Source organism: Streptomyces yatensis (assembly GCF_018069625.1).
Classification (GTDB): Bacteria; Actinomycetota; Actinomycetes; order Streptomycetales; family Streptomycetaceae; genus Streptomyces; species Streptomyces yatensis.
Window position 1 is genome coordinate 3,274,880 of sequence record NZ_CP072941.1, and the last position, 16,889, is coordinate 3,291,768.

General features: G+C 72.6%; 14 protein-coding genes. 2 read left to right on the forward strand and 12 right to left on the reverse strand.

Annotated elements, in window-relative coordinates; genetic code table 11:
- Positions 1–14: 14 nt before the first annotated feature.
- From J8403_RS13175 to J8403_RS13185, 3 genes are read right to left on the reverse strand one after another with little or no spacing between them, the layout of a single operon-like run.
- Positions 15–317, reverse strand: coding sequence for an AzlD domain-containing protein (locus tag J8403_RS13175; protein ID WP_211123365.1), 303 nt, complete (start codon positions 315–317; stop codon positions 15–17).
- Entirely contained in the window at positions 314–1,027 is a 714-nt protein-coding gene (locus J8403_RS13180) for an AzlC family ABC transporter permease (RefSeq protein WP_211128227.1), read from the reverse strand. The genes J8403_RS13175 and J8403_RS13180 overlap by 4 nt, the downstream gene beginning before the upstream one ends.
- Positions 1,028–1,055: 28 nt before the next feature.
- A complete protein-coding gene (locus J8403_RS13185; RefSeq protein ID WP_211123366.1) occupies positions 1,056–1,907 on the reverse strand; it encodes an AraC family transcriptional regulator in 852 nt (283 codons plus the stop codon).
- An 81-nt stretch (positions 1,908–1,988) separates the two neighbouring features.
- Between J8403_RS13185 and J8403_RS13190 the strand changes: the two genes are divergently transcribed.
- Together J8403_RS13190 and J8403_RS13195 are read left to right on the forward strand one after the other, a co-directional pair.
- Positions 1,989–6,653, forward strand: a complete 4,665-nt coding sequence (locus J8403_RS13190; protein WP_211123367.1) for an ATP-dependent helicase — start codon at positions 1,989–1,991, stop codon at positions 6,651–6,653.
- A 161-nt stretch (positions 6,654–6,814) separates the two neighbouring features.
- Positions 6,815–7,621 (forward strand): Fpg/Nei family DNA glycosylase, encoded by an 807-nt coding sequence (locus J8403_RS13195; RefSeq protein WP_211123368.1) that lies wholly within the window; start codon positions 6,815–6,817, stop codon positions 7,619–7,621.
- Here the strand turns inward: J8403_RS13195 and J8403_RS13200 are convergent.
- From J8403_RS13200 to J8403_RS13240, 9 genes are all read right to left on the reverse strand, one after another.
- The gene (locus J8403_RS13200) at positions 7,555–7,878 is read right to left on the reverse strand and encodes a hypothetical protein (RefSeq protein WP_211123369.1); all 324 of its coding nucleotides are present in this window, start codon (positions 7,876–7,878) and stop codon (positions 7,555–7,557) included. The two genes, J8403_RS13195 and J8403_RS13200, sit on opposite strands and share 67 nt — an antisense overlap.
- A 352-nt stretch (positions 7,879–8,230) precedes the next feature.
- The gene (locus J8403_RS13205) at positions 8,231–8,713 is read right to left on the reverse strand and encodes a Dps family protein (protein ID WP_211123370.1); all 483 of its coding nucleotides are present in this window, start codon (positions 8,711–8,713) and stop codon (positions 8,231–8,233) included.
- 139 nt (positions 8,714–8,852) lie between these two features.
- Positions 8,853–9,239 (reverse strand): helix-turn-helix domain-containing protein, encoded by a 387-nt coding sequence (locus tag J8403_RS13210; RefSeq protein WP_014055327.1) that lies wholly within the window; start codon positions 9,237–9,239, stop codon positions 8,853–8,855.
- Positions 9,240–9,348: 109 nt separating this feature from the next.
- The gene (locus J8403_RS13215) at positions 9,349–9,867 is read right to left on the reverse strand and encodes a CinA family protein (protein ID WP_211123371.1); all 519 of its coding nucleotides are present in this window, start codon (positions 9,865–9,867) and stop codon (positions 9,349–9,351) included.
- Complete coding sequence (gene pgsA, locus J8403_RS13220; protein ID WP_211123372.1) at positions 9,864–10,496, reverse strand: CDP-diacylglycerol--glycerol-3-phosphate 3-phosphatidyltransferase; 633 nt, start codon at positions 10,494–10,496, stop codon at positions 9,864–9,866. The genes J8403_RS13215 and pgsA overlap by 4 nt, the downstream gene beginning before the upstream one ends.
- Positions 10,493–11,989 carry a 30S ribosomal protein S12 methylthiotransferase RimO gene (gene rimO, locus J8403_RS13225; RefSeq protein ID WP_211123373.1) on the reverse strand — a complete coding sequence of 499 codons (1,497 nt, stop codon included), beginning with the start codon at positions 11,987–11,989 and terminating at the stop codon, positions 10,493–10,495. Before rimO ends, pgsA begins: the two co-directional genes overlap by 4 nt.
- 63 nt (positions 11,990–12,052) lie before the next feature.
- A complete protein-coding gene (locus J8403_RS13230; protein ID WP_211123374.1) occupies positions 12,053–12,883 on the reverse strand; it encodes a helix-turn-helix domain-containing protein in 831 nt (276 codons plus the stop codon).
- A gap of 189 nt (positions 12,884–13,072) precedes the next feature.
- On the reverse strand, positions 13,073–15,907 hold the full coding sequence (locus J8403_RS13235; RefSeq protein ID WP_211123375.1) for a DNA translocase FtsK: 2,835 nt from the start codon (positions 15,905–15,907) through the stop codon (positions 13,073–13,075).
- Between the two features lie 176 nt (positions 15,908–16,083).
- A complete protein-coding gene (locus J8403_RS13240; RefSeq protein ID WP_020868040.1) occupies positions 16,084–16,761 on the reverse strand; it encodes a response regulator in 678 nt (225 codons plus the stop codon).
- Between the last annotated feature and the right edge of the window lie 128 nt (positions 16,762–16,889).

Genomic DNA, 16,889 nt, shown 5'->3' on the forward strand with positions numbered 1-16,889 from the left:
GGCGTCCACGGCGGTCACAGGGCCCGGACGCCGGCCGTGACGACGACGGCCACGGCGACCACCACGAGGAAGGGGGCGCGGAGCACCAGCGCGAGCGCCGCCGCCCCCACCCCGGCCGCCCTCGCGTCCAGGAGGAGATGCCGGCCGTCGCTGAAGGTCTGCTGGGCGGTGAGGGCGGCGAGCAAGGCCACGGGCAGCAGCGCGGCCAGACGCCTGACGAGCGGGCGCTCCAGGACTCCGGCGGGCACCGAGAGGCCCAGCAGCTTGACGAGATAGCAGCCCGCCGCGGTGACGCCGATGGCGATCCAGATGGTCATCGGCGCTCACCCGGCTCCGTGCCGCGCGTCATGCGCCCGTGCACCGTAAGGACGGCGGGGGCGGCGAGCGCCGCCACCAGGACCGGGACGCCTGCGGGCAGCACCGGCTGGCACAGGAGCACCAGCAGGACGCCGAGACCGGCCACGGCCCGCTCGACGGTGCCGCTGAGCATGGGGGCCAGCAGGGCGAGGAAGACGGCGGGCCCGGCGGCGTCCAGGCCCCAGGCGTCGGTGTCACCGAGCGCGGACGCCCCCAGGGCGCCGATCAGCGTGGTGAGGTTCCACAGGACGTACAGGGTCAGCCCGGTGATGGTGAAGCCGAGCCGCGCGGTGCGCCGGTCGGGCTGGGCGAGGGCGACGGCGGAGGTCTCGTCGATGACCCAGTGGGCCGCCAGGGGGCGTACCGCGCGCGGCACCCCGAGGAGTCCGGACAGCCGCAGCCCGTAGAAGGCGTTGCGCACCCCGAGGAAGAACGCCCCGGCGGCGGCGGTGAACGGATTGCCGCCCGCCGCCAGCGCGCCCACGAGGGCGAACTGCGACGCCCCGGTGAAGACGAGCAGGCTGAGCGCGCAGGTCTGCAGCAGGCCGAGGCCGGCGCCCGCCGACGTCACCCCGAAGGCGAAGCCGGAGAGCCCCACGGCGACACCGACGCCCAGGGCATCGCGGACAACGGCCGAGTCCGCCGGAGGCGCGGCGGGATCGGTTCGCATCTCTATCTGTTCTGACACACCGCGCACGTTAGGAGAGCGCTTCGACTCCGGTCTTGTACGTTCTTGCACGCTCCCGTCGGTAAGCGCCCGGTGGCACCCCCACGATGCGGGTGAAGTGACGGTTCAGATGGGACTGGTCGGTGAAGCCGACGGCGACGGCCACCTCGGCGGGCGCGGTGCCGGCGTCCAGCAGTTGCCGGGCCCGGCGGACCCGGGCGTCGGTGAGCCAGGTGTGCGGCGGCATCCCGTTGGCGGCGCGGAAGGCGCGCAGCAGGGCGAAGGGACCGGTGTCCAGCTCGGCCGCCAGCCGTTCCAGGGACGGCGGGTCCGCCATGCGCTCCAAGAGGATCGCGCGGGCGCGCGCCGCCCTTCGCGCACCCGCGGTGCGCGCCGTGCGCTCGGGGAGCGGGCCGCCATGCTCGCGCAGCAGTCGGGCGAGCACGATGCGCAGCAGGCTGTCGGCGGCCAGCGCGTTGCCCTCCTCGGCGGCCCGGTGCACCGCGGTGACCAGCCGCGCGCCCTGGGGGTCGTCGACGGAGGGGACCCGGAATCCGGCCGTGCCACGGAGCGTGCTCGTCTCCGCGGCGACACCGGCGACCAGGTCCGCGGCCGGATACAGCACGCTGTACGCCCACCCCTCGGGCGCCCCCGCCCGTCCGGTGTGGGGTACCTCCGGATTGATGAGCGCGAGCCCGCCCGGTCCGGTGCGCTCGACGGTGCCGCGGTGGTGGAACTCCTCGACGCCCTCGGTGATCGCGGCGATCACGAAGGCCTCGTGGGTGTGCCATACGAAGGTCTTGTGGATGTAGCGGGCCCGCAGCAGATCGACGCCCGGAAGCTGGGGGTACCGCCAGTGCCGCGCGCTCTCCCGGTTGACCATGGCACCATTGTGCGCCCCGCCCGGGCCCCTTCTGACCTGCGACTCCGTCCATTGTCAGTGGTGCGGTGCACGATGGAGGGCATGGCAGGCTCGGCGCTCGACGCATTCTCCCCGGCCACCCGCGGGTGGTTCACGGGCGCCTTCACCGCGCCCACGCCCGCGCAGGAGGGCGCGTGGCGGGCGATCGGCGAGGGCTCGGACGTCCTGGTGGTCGCCCCCACCGGGTCGGGCAAGACCCTGGCCGCCTTCCTGGCGGCCCTGGACAAGCTGGCCGGTGAGCCGCCACCCGCCGAGGCGAAGAAGCGCTGCCGGGTGCTGTATGTCTCCCCGCTGAAGGCCCTGGCGGTGGACGTCGAGCGCAATCTCCGCAGCCCGCTGACCGGCATCCGCCAGGAGTCGGTACGGCTGGGCAGGCCCGAGCCGGAGATCCGCGTGGGCACCCGGTCGGGCGACACCCCGGCCGCCGAGCGCCGCGCCCTGGCCACCCGCCCGCCGGACATCCTCATCACCACCCCCGAGTCGCTGTTCCTGATGCTCACCTCCGCCACCCGGGAGGCCCTGCGCGGGGTGGAGACCGTGATCCTGGACGAGGTCCACGCCGTCGCGGGGACGAAGCGGGGCGCCCATCTCGCGCTGTCCCTGGAGCGCCTCGACGAGCTGCTCGATCGCCCCGCCCGCCGCATCGGCCTGTCCGCGACCGTGCGGCCGGTGGACGAGGTGGCGCGGTTCCTGTCGCCGCGGCGCAAGGTGGAGATCGTCCAGCCGCCGTCGGGCAAGGAGTTCGACCTGTCGGTGGTCGTCCCCGTGGAGGACCTGGGCGAGCTGGGCGGCGCCCCCGCCCAGGAGGGCGAGGCGGGCGAGCGGCCGTCGATCTGGCCCCATGTGGAGGAGCGGATCACCGACCTCGTCCAGGCCCACCGCTCCACCATCGTCTTCGCCAACTCCCGCCGCCTGGCCGAGCGGCTGTGCAACCGGCTGAACGAGATCGCCTACGAGCGGGCCACCGGTGAGGCCCTGCCCGAGGACCACTCCCCCGCCGAGCTGATGGCCGAGTCCGGTGCCGCCCGCGGCGCGCCCGCGCTGCTGGCCCGCGCGCACCACGGCTCGGTGTCCAAGGAGCAGCGGGCCCTGGTCGAGGAGGACCTCAAGGCCGGCCGTCTGCCCGCCGTCGTCGCCACCTCCAGCCTCGAGCTCGGCATCGACATGGGCGCGGTCGACCTGGTCGTCCAGGTCGAGTCACCGCCCTCGGTGGCCTCCGGTCTGCAGCGGGTGGGCCGGGCCGGCCACCAGGTGGGCGCGGTCTCCACCGGCGTCGTCTTCCCGAAGTACCGCGGGGATCTGGTGCAGGCCGCGGTGGTCACCGAGCGGATGCGCGAGGGGGCCATCGAATCGCTGCGGGTGCCCGCCAACCCGCTGGACGTGCTCGCCCAGCAGCTGATCGCCATCACCGCCATGGACACCTGGGACGTGGACGAGCTCCTGGCCCTGATCCGCCGCGCCGCGCCGTTCGCCTCGCTCCCGGAGTCGGCGTACACCTCGGTCCTCGACATGCTCGCGGGCCGCTACCCCTCCGACGCCTTCGCGGAGCTGCGGCCGCGCCTGGTGTGGGACCGCGTCGCCCATACGGTCACGGGCCGCCCCGGGGCGCAGCGGCTCGCGGTGACCTCCGGCGGCACCATCCCCGACCGCGGGCTCTTCGGCGTCTTCCTGGCGGGAGCCGACCCCAAGAAGGGCGGCGGCAGGGTCGGCGAGCTCGACGAGGAGATGGTCTACGAGTCGCGGGTGGGCGATGTGTTCACCCTGGGCACCACCTCCTGGCGGATCGAGGACATCACCCGCGACCGAGTCCTGGTCTCCCCCGCCCCCGGCGTCCCCGGCCGGCTGCCCTTCTGGAAGGGCGACCAGCTCGGCCGCCCCCTGGAGCTGGGCCGCGCCCTGGGCGCGTTCCTGCGCGAGGTCGGCGCGCTGTCGCCCGAGGACGCCCGGCTGCGGCTGCTGGCCGCCGGTCTGGACGCCTGGGCCGCGGAGAACGTGATCGGGTATCTGGACGAGCAGCGCCGCGCCTGCGGACATGTGCCGGACGACCGCACGATCGTGGTGGAGCGGTTCCGCGACGAGCTGGGCGACTGGCGGGTGGTGGTCCATTCCCCCTTCGGCGCGCAGGTCCACGCCCCCTGGGCGCTGGCCCTGGGCTCCCGTCTGTCCGAGCGGTACGGCATCGACGCCCAGGTCATGCACGCCGACGACGGCATCGTGCTGCGGTTGCCCGACGCCGACCTGATGGGGCTCGACCTCCTCGACGCCGACCCGATGCGCCAGGGCGTGGAGTACGACACCGACCAGTCGCCGGTGGGCGCTGCCGATGTCGCGTTCGACAAGGGCGAGATCAACCAGATCGTCACCGACCAGGTCGGCGGCTCCGCGCTGTTCGCCTCCCGGTTCCGCGAATGCGCCGCCCGCGCGCTGCTGCTGCCCCGCCGCGACCCGGGCAAGCGCACCCCGCTGTGGCAGCAGCGCCAGCGCGCCGCCCAGCTCCTCCAGGTGGCGAGCGAGTTCGGTTCCTTCCCGATCGTCCTCGAAGCCGTCCGCGAATGCCTCCAGGACGTCTTCGACGTCCCCGGCCTCACCGAGCTGATGGGCGACATCGAGGCCCGCCGGGTCCGGCTGGTGGAGGTGACCACCCCCGAGCCGTCCCCCTTCGCCCGCTCGCTGCTCTTCGGCTATGTGGCGCAGTTCCTCTACGAGGGCGACTCCCCGCTCGCCGAGCGGCGCGCCGCCGCGCTCTCGCTCGACGCGCGGCTGCTGGCCGAGCTCCTGGGCCAGGCCGAGCTGCGCGAGCTGCTCGACGCCGATGTCCTGGCCGAGCTGGAGCACGAGCTGCAGTGGCTCACCGAGGACCGCCGGATCAAGGACGCCGAGGGCGTCGCCGACGTCCTGCGGCTGCTCGGCCCGCTCACCGCCGCCGAGTTGGCCGAGCGCGGTGCCGAGTCCGGGTGGGCCGAGGACCTGGCCGGGGCCCGGCGCGCCATCCGGGTCCGGATCGCGGGCGAGGACCACTGGGCCGCGGTGGAGGACGCGGGGCGGCTGCGGGACGCGCTCGGTACGGCGCTGCCGGTCGGCGTCCCCGAGGCGTTCACCGAACCGGTCAAGGACCCCCTGGGCGATCTGCTGGCCCGCTATGCCCGCACCCACGGCCCGTTCACCTCGGCGCAGGCCGCCGCCCGCTTCGGCCTCGGCGTGGCCGTCACGGAGGGCGCCCTGCACCGCCTGGCCGCCGACAGCCGCCTCGTCCAGGGCGAGTTCCACCCCTCGGGAGTGGGCCAGGAATGGTGCGACGCCACCGTGCTGCGCCGGCTGCGGCGCCGCTCCCTGGCCGCGCTGCGCCATGAGCTGGAGCCCGTGCCGCCCTCGGCGCTCGCCGCGTTCCTCCCGCAGTGGCAGCATCTGGGCACCCACAGCCTGCGCGGTATCGACGGGCTGGTGCGCGCGATCGAGCAGCTCCAGGGCGCGCCCGTGCCCGCGTCCGCCCTGGAGAAGCTGGTCCTGCCCTCCCGGGTGAGCGATTACTCCCCCACGATGCTCGACGAGCTCGCCGCCTCCGGGGAGGTCGTCTGGGCCGGAGCAGGAGCGCTGCCGGGGAAGGACGGCTGGGTCACCCTGCACCTGGCCGACACCGCCCCGCTGCTGCTCCACACCCCGCACCCCCTTGAGGCGGGCCCCCTCCACCAGGCCGTCCTCGACTCCCTGGCCGGGGGGTACGGGCTGTTCTTCCGCCAGATCGCCGAGCAGGCCCGCGCCGCCGGGCACGAGTTCCAGGATCCCCAGCTCGCCGAGGCCCTGTGGGACCTGGTCTGGTCCGGCCGGGTCACCGGTGACACCCTCGCCCCGCTGCGCTCCCTGCTGGGCTCGGGCCGTACGGCGGGCTCCACCGCCCATCGCGCCAAGCGCACGGTCCCCCGGGGCCGCTACGGCGGTCTGACGGGCCGCACCGGCCGACCCACGGCATCGCGCAACGGCCCGCCCACCGTGGCCGGGCGCTGGTCCCTGCTGCCGGAGCGCGAGCCCGAGCCCACCCACCGTGCCCACGCCCTTGCACGCACCCTGCTCGACCGGCACGGCGTGGTCACCCGCGGGGCGGTCGCCGCCGAGGGGGTCGAGGGCGGCTTCTCCGCCGCCTATCGGGTGCTGTCCGCGTTCGAGGAGACCGGCCAGGCGCGCCGCGGCTATGTGGTCGAGGGGCTCGGCGCCGCCCAGTTCGCGATGGACGGCGCGGTGGACCGGTTGCGCGCGGTCAGCACGGCCCGCGACCGCACGGCGGCCCCCGCCTTCGACGGACAGCGGGGGCAGTCCCGGCGTGCCTTCGTGCTCGCCTCGGCCGACCCCGCCAATGCCTACGGCGCCGCGCTCCCCTGGCCCGATCCGCCCGCGGACGCGGGCCACCGGCCGGGCCGTAAGGCGGGAGCGATGGTGGTGCTCGTCGACGGAGAGCTGGCGCTCTACATGGAGCGGGGCGGCAAGACCCTGCTCGCCTGGCCCTCGGGCGAGGCCGAGGCCGCCTCCCCCGAGGACGACGTCCGGCTGTTGACGGCGGTGGAGGCGCTGGCCGAGTCCGCCCGCGCGGGTGCGCTCGGCTCCGTCACCGTCGAGCGCGTCAACGGCGCCCAGGCGCTCTCGTCCCCGATCGGCAAGCTCCTGGAAGCGGCGGGCTTCCACCCGACCCCGCGGGGCTTCCGGCTGCGTCCCTGATCGCCAGCGCCCTCGGCGCCACACGACTCCCCAGCACCCATGGCGATCCCACCCCACGCGGCGCACTCGCTCCCCCGGGCGGCCTTGATCCAACGCGGGCTCCGCACCGGACGGAGACGGAGCGCTCCCACCTGTCAGCCCCCACGGGCATCATGGATGCCATGCCCGAAGGAGACACCGTCTGGCAGACCGCACAGCGCCTGCACCAGGCCCTCGCCGGTTCTCCGCTCACCCGCAGTGACCTGCGCGTCCCCCGCCTGGCGACCGTCGACCTCACCGGCCGCCAGGTCCTCGAGGTCGTACCGCGCGGCAAGCATCTGCTCACCCGCGTCGAGGGCGGGCTGACCCTCCACTCCCATCTGCGGATGGACGGATCCTGGCAGGTGTACGAGCCGGGCGAGCGATGGCGCGGCGGCCCCCACCACCAGATCCGGGCCATCCTCGCCACCGCCGCCCACACCGCCGTCGGCTACCGCCTCCCCGTCCTCGAACTGCTCCGCACCGGCGACGAGGACCGGGTCGTCGGCCATCTCGGCCCCGATCTCCTCGGCCCCGACTGGGATCCGGACGAGGCGCTGCGCCGCCTGCTCGCCGATCCGTCCCGGCCCCTGGGCGAAGCGCTGCTGGACCAGCGGAACCTGGCCGGCATCGGCAATGTCTACAAATCCGAGCTGTGCTTCGTGCTGCGTGTCTCGCCCTGGCTGCCGATCGGTGAGGTGTCCTCCCCCGAGCGCCTGGTGGCCCACGCCAAGAAGCTGCTGGAGGCCAACAGGAACCGGCGCGCCCGGGTCACCACGGCCGAACCGCGCCCCGACCGCCGACTGTGGGTGTACGGGCGCCCGGGGCGGCCCTGTCTGCGCTGCGGTACGCCGGTGCGCGCCGCCGACCAGGGCCGTGCGGGTCAGGAGCGCTCGACCTTCTGGTGCCCGAGCTGCCAGGCCGGACCGCAGGGGCCCGCCCCGTCCTGACGCGGAGGGCCTTCTCCGCGGGCGCCGGGAGGGCCTCCCCCGCGGGCGCCGCCCCTTCTGGGCGAGGGACCGCAGTGCACCGGCAGCAGGCTCAGCCCCCAGCCACCGACCGCTAACGCCCCCTCGACCGGCCCGGCCTCTCCCGGCTGTATCGCCAGCCGCAGCACGGACCACCACCACACCCCGCCCAGAGCGAGCGCGAGCACCCACCGGACCGGCCTGAGGCCCTGGGCGTCGACCCCTCCGACGGCTGCCATGACTGCCTCCTTCGGCGACGCTAGACGCCTGTTCGCATACGGCGGGAGGGCGCACAGGAAGCACGTCGGCGCGTGTCGGACACTCGCGATCCCCCCAGTGTGCCCAGCCGGGCGAAACCGCGCACCCAGAGCGAGCCGCAGAGCCGAAACACCAGGTCGAAGGGGCAGAAAAGAGAATCGCCCGGCGTCGGGGCGGGCGACCACCTCGGTCGCCCGCCCCGACGCCGGGCTGTCACCCGCCCCCGCGCCCCGTCGGCCTCAGCTCGCCCGGGGCCCGGCTCGGCGCCTGAGTCGGCATCTCAGCCGACGTCTCCAGCGCCCTCAGGCCCGTGCCCGGGCCCGGGTCGACGCCTCAGGCTCGATGGCCGCCGTTCTCGGCCTGGAACATCCAGTGATGCTTCTCCAGGTCACGGGTGAGCTCGATGAGAATGTCCTGGGTCACCGGGTCCGGCTCATCGGTCGCGCGGATCCGCTCCCGCATGCGCGTGATCACCGCTCCAAGGGCGTCCACGAGCGTCGTAATGGCCTGGTTGTCATCGGTCCAGCCGTCCTTGACCGTGGCCACACCGCTGGTCGCGGCGACCGTCTGAGCACGTCCGTCCGGCGCCACCCCGAGCGCCGAGGCCCGCTCCGCCACCGTGTCGGCATGATCCCTGGTCGTCGCCACGACCTCGTCGAGCTGCAGATGGATCGTGCGGAATCGCGGGCCCACGACCGTCCAGTGGATCTGCTTGCCCACCAGATGGAGGTCGACGAGATCGACGAGGGCGCCTTGCAGCGCGTCAGCGACGACCTTGAGGTGTTCCTCCGGCAGCGGGCTCCTCACCACAGACATCCGGTTCCTCCTGTTCGACCGTTTGGCCCCTCTTGATTACCTCTCTCCATGTGGGGTGACCCGAATCCGGCCGGACAAACATCGAGGCCCCGGCCGGTATGACTACCGGCCGGGGCCTCGAAGAGCTCTGGTCAGGCCCTCAGGCCGCCACCACGTCCACGGCTTCCTTGGGCGACTTGATGGTCACCCGCTCCTCCGGAACGCCCGTCACGGACGTCACAGAGACGGGATTGAGCACGGGCCGCATGGGCGCCGGGACCTTCTCGGTGGTCGACGCGGCCGACTCGGCCAGTTCGGCGAGCGACAGCTCGTCGCTGACCTCGCGCATGACCTGCGACATCCGCACCTCAAGGGCGTCGCAGATCGCCGACAGCAGCTCGGATGAGGCTTCCTTCTGGCCGCGCTCGACCTCTGACAGATAGCCGAGCGACACCCGGGCGGAGGAGGAAACCTCGCGCAGAGTACGGCCCTGGCGCTGGCGCTGCCGGCGCAGCACGTCACCCAGCAGGCGACGGAGCAGAATCATCGCTGGCTCCCTCCTCGGACCTCGGATCCGGATCCTTCACGCCCCACCGTACCGCCTCGGGCTGCGCCCGTGCGGGGAGCGATGTCGTGTTCACTCAGGGCTGCAAACATCAAAACTCGTCGTGTTGTTCCGTATCCTTTGCCCCTGCTGTCGCGATCAATTCGCTGAACAGCAGCTTGACTGCGGCGCGGACGGTCTGTCCGCGAATTCCGGCGCGGTCTCCTTCGAGCCGCAGCGCCGCCGCGGCCACCGCCTCCGAGGGCCCCGCGACCGCCACATGAACGGTGCCCACGGGCTGGCCGTCCTGTGGTGTGGGACCGGCCACACCGGTGGTGGCCACGCCCCAGTCCGCGCCCAGCGCACGCCGTACGCCGTACGCCATCTGCCGGGCCACCTCGGCGTCGACCGCGCCGCGCTCGGCCAGCAGCGCCCCGTCCACGTCCAGCAGCTCGTGCTTGAGGTCGGTGGCGTACGCCGTCACCGAGCCGCGGAAGGAGCGGGAGGCGCCGTCCACCGCGGTCAGCTCGGCCGCCACCAGACCGCCGGTGAGCGATTCGGCAACGGCCAGGGTCTGCCCGCGCCGCTCCAGCAGCGCCAGCACCTCGGCCGCCGTCCCGTCGCCGCTCACCTCGCGGCCTCCTCCGTCGCCCGGCCCGCCCGGCGCAGCACGATCGCCTGCCGGACGTAGTCGAGGCCGGTGACCACGGTAAGGATCACGGCCACGGCCATCACCCAGAACCGCAGCGTGGCCAGCGGCCCGGTGAGCGCCAGGATGTACATCCCGACGGCGGTGCCCTGCGCGAGCGTCTTCAGCTTTCCGCCCCGGCTGGCCGGAATGACCCCGATCCGGATCACCCAGAACCGCATGAGTGTGATTCCGATCTCACGGAAGAGGATCACGCCCGTCACCCACCAGGGGAGGTCGGACAGGGCCGACAGACAGATCAGGGCGGCGCCCATGATCGCCTTGTCCGCGATCGGATCGGCGATCTTCCCGAAGTCGGTGACCAGGTTGTACCGGCGGGCCAGATGACCGTCGAAGAGATCGGTGATCATCGCGATGGCGAACGCCGCCCACGCGACGGAGCGCCACGCCGGGTCGTACCCGCCATTGTGCAGCATCAACAACACGAACCCGGGCACCAGGAGCAGCCGCACCATGGTGAGGATATTGGCGATGTTCCACAAACCGGCGGGCCGGACAGCGGCCGCCGGACGGCGGTGACCTCCCGCGGCGGAGGCCGGGACACCCGTCATCTGTCCGCCTTCCCGGTGGGCTCGCCGCCACCCTGCCGCTCCAGCGGCTCAAGCGGCTCCGCGACGAGGTCCACTCCCTCCGTCGCGATCACCTTCGCTTCGACCATACGGCCCACCTCCGGCTCCCCGTCGGTGCTGAGCAGCGTCTGGCCGTCGGTCTCCGGCGCCTGGTGGGCACCACGGCCCAGGACTGCCCCGGTGTCGTCGATCTCCTCCACCATCACCTCGACGACCTCGCCGAGCCGCTCCTCCGCCCGCTGGGCGGTCAGCTCCTCCGCGAGCCGCGAGACGCGCTCCAGGCGCTCGGCGACCACCTCGGGGTCGACCTTGTTCTCGTAACCGGCGGCCTCGGTGCCGTCCTCGTCCGAGTACCCGAAGACGCCGATGGCGTCCAGCCGCGCCTCACCGAGGAAGCGCTCCAGCTCCGCCAGGTCGTCCTCGGTCTCGCCGGGGAAGCCGACGATGAAGTTCGACCGGGCACCGGCCTGCGGCGCCTTGCCTCTGATCGTCTCGAGCAGCTCCAGGAACCGGTCGGTGTCGCCGAAGCGGCGCATGGCGCGCAGCACCCCGGGCGCCGAGTGCTGGAAGGACAGATCGAAGTACGGCGCGACCTTCTCGGTCGAGGTGAGCACGTCGATCAGCCCCGGGCGCATCTCGGCGGGCTGCAGATAGCTGACCCGGATCCGCTCGATGCCGTCCACCGCGGCCAGCTCCGGCAGCAGCGTCTCCAGCAGCCGGATGTCCCCGAGGTCCTTGCCGTAGGAGGTGTTGTTCTCGGAGACCAGCATGATCTCCTTCACCCCCTGCTCGGCCAGCCAGCGGGTCTCGCCCAGCACATCGGAGGGGCGGCGCGAGATGAAGGAGCCGCGGAAGGACGGGATGGCGCAGAACGAGCAGCGGCGGTCGCAGCCGGAGGCCAGCTTCACCGAGGCGACCGGGCTGCTGTCCAGTCTGCGGCGCAGCGGGGCCCGCGGCCCCGAGGCGGGGGCCACCCCCTCGGGCAGGTCCTCGGGCGCGGTGTCCTGGGCGTGGCCGGGCAGCGCAACCGAGGCGGCGTCCTGCCGCTCGGCGGGGCTGATCGGCAGCAGCTTGCGGCGGTCGCGAGGGGTGTGGGAGGCGTGGACGCCACCGGCGAGGATGGTTTGCAGCCGGTCGGAGATGTCGGCGTAGTCGTCGAAGCCGAGCACCCCGTCGGCCTCGGGCAGCGCCTCCGCGAGCTCCTTGCCGTACCGCTCGGCCATGCAGCCGACGGCGACCACGGCCTGGGTGCGGCCGTGGTCCTTCAGGTCGTTCGCCTCCAGCAGGGCGTCGACCGAGTCCTTCTTGGCGGCCTCCACGAAGCCACAGGTGTTGACGACGGCGACGTCCGCCTCGGTGGCTTCCTCGACGAGCTCCCAGCCGTCCGCCGCCAAGCGGCCTGCGAGCTCCTCCGAGTCCACCTCGTTACGGGCGCAGCCAAGGGTGACAAGGGCGACAGTGCGGCGTTCGGGCATGGGGTCAGACTACTTCGTCCCCACGACAGCCCCCGCTGGCAGGGCTCCCGATCTTGCTGTGGCTCAGCCCGCTTCGGGGTCTCCCTTGGTGTAGCTCAGCCGCTGGACGGCGCCGCTGGTGCCCACGTTCTTCACTTCCTTGCCGTTCACGAACAGCTTGATCGCCCCGGCGTTGCCCAGCACCAGATCGATGCGCCTGCTGTCGCTGAAGGTCTTGGAATCGCCCTCGCGCAGCACGCCCTCCTCGATCAGCCGGCCGTTGTGATCCTGGGCGGAGATCCAGCTCTGGCCGCCCTCGGCGGTCAGCTTGACGGTGACCTTGTCCGCCGGGACGCCCGCGATGGCGCTGTCGGACGGGTCGGGCTTGTTCGGGGTGGCGGGCTTGGAGGGGGCGGCGCTGTTGGTGGGCGCGGAGGCGCTGGGCTTGGGCGAGGCGGGGTCGTCGGCGACCGTCGAGCCGTCGCCGTCGCCGCCCCTGAAAAGAGTGAAGCCCACGAATCCGACGACGGCGACGATCGCCGCGACCATCGCGGCCGTCCAGTTGGGGCGCCGGGGCTCGGGGCGGATCCGCTCGGCCTCGAACAGCGGCGCCGGCGCGGTCGGCGTGGGCCGGCCGCCGTGTTCGGCGTCGAACTGTGCGATCAGGGACTCCGGATCACAGCCCACGGCGCGCGCGAGCACGCGGATGTGTCCGCGGGCGTAGACATCGCCGCCACAGCGCGAGAAGTCGTCCTGCTCGATGCCCCGCACGATGGGGGTGCGCACCCGGGTGGAGGAACTGACCTCTTCGACGGTCAGCCCCGCGGAGATACGGGCCTGCTGGAGGGCGCGACCGATGGAAACCCGGTCGTCTTCGGGGGAGTTGCCGTCTTCGGGAAGGTTGCCGATGGACACGGGGGCGCCTTTCGAGCGTGAGCCACCTGCTGGGGGTTCAGTCTAGGGGTGGGGCGAAAGGGTCGGGCAAGCGGGAGGACGGAGTTTGTCCGCCATCGGGATTGCCGTTCGATCACGATTCTGGGGTCTCACTCCGCCACCTCCCTCAACTTGACGTTTCGGTAGGGGAAACGGTTGCCCGCCAAACCCTTATGAGTGAGCCTTACCGCGGATCACGTCGAGCACGCCATCCAATTCATCCGGCTTGACGAGCACATCGCGCGCCTTGGATCCCTCGCTCGGGCCGACGATGTTCCGCGACTCCATGAGATCCATCAGCCGCCCCGCCTTGGCGAAACCCACCCGCAGCTTGCGCTGCAGCATCGACGTCGAGCCGAACTGGGTGGAAACCACCAGCTCAGCGGCCTGGCAGAGCAGATCGAGATCATCGCCGATCTCCTCGTCGATCTCCTTCTTCTTCGACGAGCCGACCGTCACGTCGTCGCGGAAGACCGGTGCCATCTGCGCCTTGCAGTGCGCGACGACCGCCTCGACCTCGGCCTCGGTGACATAGGCGCCCTGCATCCGGGTGGGTTTGTTCGCGCCCATCGGCAGAAAGAGGCCGTCACCCTTGCCGATCAGCTTCTCGGCGCCGGGCTGGTCCAGGATGACGCGGCTGTCGGCCAGCGAGGAGGTGGCGAAGGCGAGCCGCGAGGGCACATTGGCCTTGATCAGACCGGTGACGACGTCCACGGAGGGCCGCTGGGTGGCCAGCACCAGGTGGATACCGGCAGCGCGGGCCAGCTGCGTGATCCGCACGATCGAGTCCTCGACGTCCCGCGGTGCGACCATCATCAAATCGGCCAGCTCGTCGACGATCACCAGCAGATACGGGTAGGGCTTGAGCTCCCGCTCGCTTCCCTCGGGCTCCTTCACCTTCCCCTTGCGGACCGCCGCGTTGAAGTCGTCGATATGGCGGAAGCCGTACGCCGCGAGGTCGTCATAGCGAAGATCCATCTCCCGCACGACCCACTGGAGCGCCTCCGCGGCGCGCTTGGGGTTGGTGATGATCGGTGTGATCAGATGCGGAATACCCTCGTAGGCGGTCAGCTCCACGCGCTTGGGGTCGACCAGCACCATCCGCACATCGTCCGGTGTGGCCCGCGCCATGACCGACGTGATCAGGCAGTTGATGCAGGACGACTTGCCGGAACCGGTCGCGCCCGCCACCAGCACGTGCGGCATGGTGGCCAGATTGGCCGCCACATAGCCGCCCTCGACGTCCTTGCCCAGCCCGACGAGCATCGGATGGTCGTCGCCCACGGAGTCCGCCGAGCGCAGCACATCGCCCAGGTTGACCATCTCGCGGTCGCTGTTGGGGATTTCGATGCCGACGGCCGACTTGCCGGGGATCGGGCTGATGATCCGCACATCGGGGCTGGCGACCGCGTAGGCGATGTTCTTGGTCAGCGCGGTGATCCGCTCGACCTTGACGGCCGGGCCCAGTTCCACCACGTAGCGGGTAACCGTCGGGCCGCGGGTGAAGCCGGTGACGGCGGCGTCCACCTTGAACTCCGTGAACACCTTCGTCAGCGAGTCCACGACCGCGTCGTTGGCCGCGCTGCGGGTCTTGCCGGGACCGCCGCGCTCCAGCAGCTCGAGCGAGGGCAGGGAGTAGGTGATGTCGCCGGAGAGCTGCAGCTGCTCGGCGCGCGGCGGCAGCGGCTCGCTCGTCTCGGTCACGGGCCGGGTGAGGTCGGGGACCTGGGCCGGGTCCGCCCCGCCGGCTCCGTCCGTACGGCCCTTCCCGGCCGCCGCCCTGCCCCTGGCGCCGCCCTTCCCGGCGCCCTTCCCGGACTCCTTGTCGGCGTCGCGCGCGACCGGCACCCCGCCGCTCGCGGCCCCGTCCTCACGCTCGCCCGAAATCCCGCTGCTGAGCCCGGCGACCAGCGGCGAGGGCTGCACACCGTGCAGCACGGCCCCGTCCAGCGAGGCGGCGGCCGCGGCCGCCACGTCCACGGCGTCCATGGGCCGGTCCAGCGGCTGCCCCGCGGACGACGAGCGGCGCGAGCGCCGGCGCTTGCGCAGCGCCTCCTCCTCGGCCCGCTCCGGGCCTCCGGCACCGTCCGGGTCCTCTTTGGCGAGCGAGGTCCTGCGAGCGCCTCTGGCGGGCGTCTCGCGCCATTCGTCGGCGTACTCCCCCGCGTCGTACCCGGCCTCCGACGCGTACGCGTCCTCGTCGTCCCGCAGCAGGCCGAGCCGGACGCCCAGCTGCCGCAGCCGCTGCGGAATGGCGGCGACCGGCGTCGCGGTGACCACCAGCAGCCCGAAGACGGTGAGCAGCACCAGCAGCGGTACCGCCAGCACGTCGCCCATCAGATAGATCAGCGGCCGGGACACCGCCCAGCCGATCAGGCCGCCCGCGTCCTGTATCGCCTCGGTGCCCTGGCCGCGCCCCGGGGCGCCGCAGGCGATGTGGACCTGCCCCAGAACGCCGATGACGAGCGCCGAGAGCCCGATGACGATCCGCCCGTTGGCCTCCGGCCGCTCCGGGTGGAGGATCAGCCGGGCGGCGATGGTGCCCAGCAGTATCGGCACCACCAGGTCGAGACGGCCGAAGGCGCCGGTGACCAGCATCTCGACCAGACTGCCGACCGGCCCGTCCAGATTGGACCAGGTGCCCGCCGCGACGATCAGGGCGAGCGCGAGCAGCAGCAGGGCGCTGCCGTCCTTGCGGTGGGCGGGGTCGAGTCCCTTGGCGCCGCGTCCTATGCCGCGGAACATCGCCCCGACGGCGCGCGCCATGCCCATCCACACCGCGCGCACGGCGCGGTACACGCCACTGGTGGGATTCGGCGCGGGAGGCGGCGCCGCCTTCTTCGCCGCTGCCTTCTTCGCGGGCGCGGCGGCCCTCTTGGCGGGTGCCTTCTTCGCGGGCGCCTTCTTGGCGACCGCCTTCTTCGCAGCGCCTCCGGACTGCCCGGCGCGCTTCTTCGAGGTGCCCGCCGTGCTCTGGGAACCCTTGCCGGACGTACGAGAGGCCATGGAGGCGAGATTACCCGCGTCCGCCGTACGGAGCACGCATGGCGGGGGTATCAGGCACCACGGACGTCACACCGGTGCCGCTGCGCCGTCGAGACGGTGAGGCGGCCGTGACGGCGCGTCAAAGTGCGGGTGACCGGTCGGCGATGACCGACCGACGGTGACGGTGGGGTGACCGCTCAGTTCTGCGAGGGGACCTGGCCGGCCCCGCTGCCCGCACCGGGCTCCAGCGCGTCCAGCGCCCGCCGCAGACCGGTCAGCTTGCGCTCCAGATGGGCCGCGGTGGCCACGGCGGCGGCATCGGCCGACTCGTCCAGCTGCTTGGAGAGCGCCTCGGCCTGCTCCTCGACGGCGGCGAGCCGCGCGGACAGCTCGGCGAGCAGCCCCGCCGACTCCTTGGCCTCACCGGCGGCGGGCTGACCGCCCTCCAACTGCAGCCGCAGCAGCGACGCCTGCTCCCGCAGCTGGCAGTTCTTCATGTACAGATCCACGAAGACCGAGACCTTGGCTCTGAGCACCCAGGGGTCGAAGGGCTTGGAGATGTAGTCCACCGCGCCGGCCGCATAGCCCCGGAAGGTGTGGTGAGGGCCGTGGTTGATCGCCGTGAGAAAAATGATCGGGATGTCGCGGGTCCGCTCCCGGCGCTTGATGTGCGCGGCGGTCTCGAATCCGTCCATGCCCGGCATCTGGACGTCCAGCAGAATCACCGCGAAGTCGTCCGTCAGCAGCGCCTTGAGCGCTTCCTCCCCTGACGATGCCCGCACCAGGGTCTGATCGAGCGCGGAGAGAATGGCCTCCAGCGCCAGCAGATTCTCCGGCCGGTCATCGACCAGGAGGATCTTGGCCTTCTGCACCATGCCCCGTCCTCCTCGTCCCGGCTTGGGGTCTCCCCAGCTCGAAGAGCTGGGGGAAGCACCGGGCGCCGCCCCAGGGGACGACTCCCTTGCGCCGCCCGTCCTTGTGCCGGTCATGGTAGCCGCACCCC

What these genes read in the sequence shown, in the direction of transcription:
- J8403_RS13205 (WP_211123370.1), bottom strand. Translation starts at nt 8,713, where the DNA reads ATGTCTGTGGTGAGGAGCCCGCTGCCGGAGGAACACCTCAAGGTCGTC.
- pgsA (WP_211123372.1), bottom strand. Translation starts at nt 10,496, where the DNA reads ATGACGGGTGTCCCGGCCTCCGCCGCGGGAGGTCACCGCCGTCCGGCG.
- J8403_RS13195 (WP_211123368.1), top strand. Translation starts at nt 6,815, where the DNA reads ATGCCCGAAGGAGACACCGTCTGGCAGACCGCACAGCGCCTGCACCAG.
- J8403_RS13185 (WP_211123366.1), bottom strand. Translation starts at nt 1,907, where the DNA reads ATGGTCAACCGGGAGAGCGCGCGGCACTGGCGGTACCCCCAGCTTCCG.
- rimO (WP_211123373.1), bottom strand. Translation starts at nt 11,989, where the DNA reads ATGCCCGAACGCCGCACTGTCGCCCTTGTCACCCTTGGCTGCGCCCGT.
- J8403_RS13190 (WP_211123367.1), top strand. Translation starts at nt 1,989, where the DNA reads ATGGCAGGCTCGGCGCTCGACGCATTCTCCCCGGCCACCCGCGGGTGG.
- J8403_RS13240 (WP_020868040.1), bottom strand. Translation starts at nt 16,761, where the DNA reads ATGGTGCAGAAGGCCAAGATCCTCCTGGTCGATGACCGGCCGGAGAAT.
- J8403_RS13235 (WP_211123375.1), bottom strand. Translation starts at nt 15,907, where the DNA reads ATGGCCTCTCGTACGTCCGGCAAGGGTTCCCAGAGCACGGCGGGCACC.
- J8403_RS13210 (WP_014055327.1), bottom strand. Translation starts at nt 9,239, where the DNA reads ATGATTCTGCTCCGTCGCCTGCTGGGTGACGTGCTGCGCCGGCAGCGC.
- J8403_RS13175 (WP_211123365.1), bottom strand. Translation starts at nt 317, where the DNA reads ATGACCATCTGGATCGCCATCGGCGTCACCGCGGCGGGCTGCTATCTC.
- J8403_RS13200 (WP_211123369.1), bottom strand. Translation starts at nt 7,878, where the DNA reads ATGGCAGCCGTCGGAGGGGTCGACGCCCAGGGCCTCAGGCCGGTCCGG.
- J8403_RS13180 (WP_211128227.1), bottom strand. Translation starts at nt 1,027, where the DNA reads ATGCGAACCGATCCCGCCGCGCCTCCGGCGGACTCGGCCGTTGTCCGC.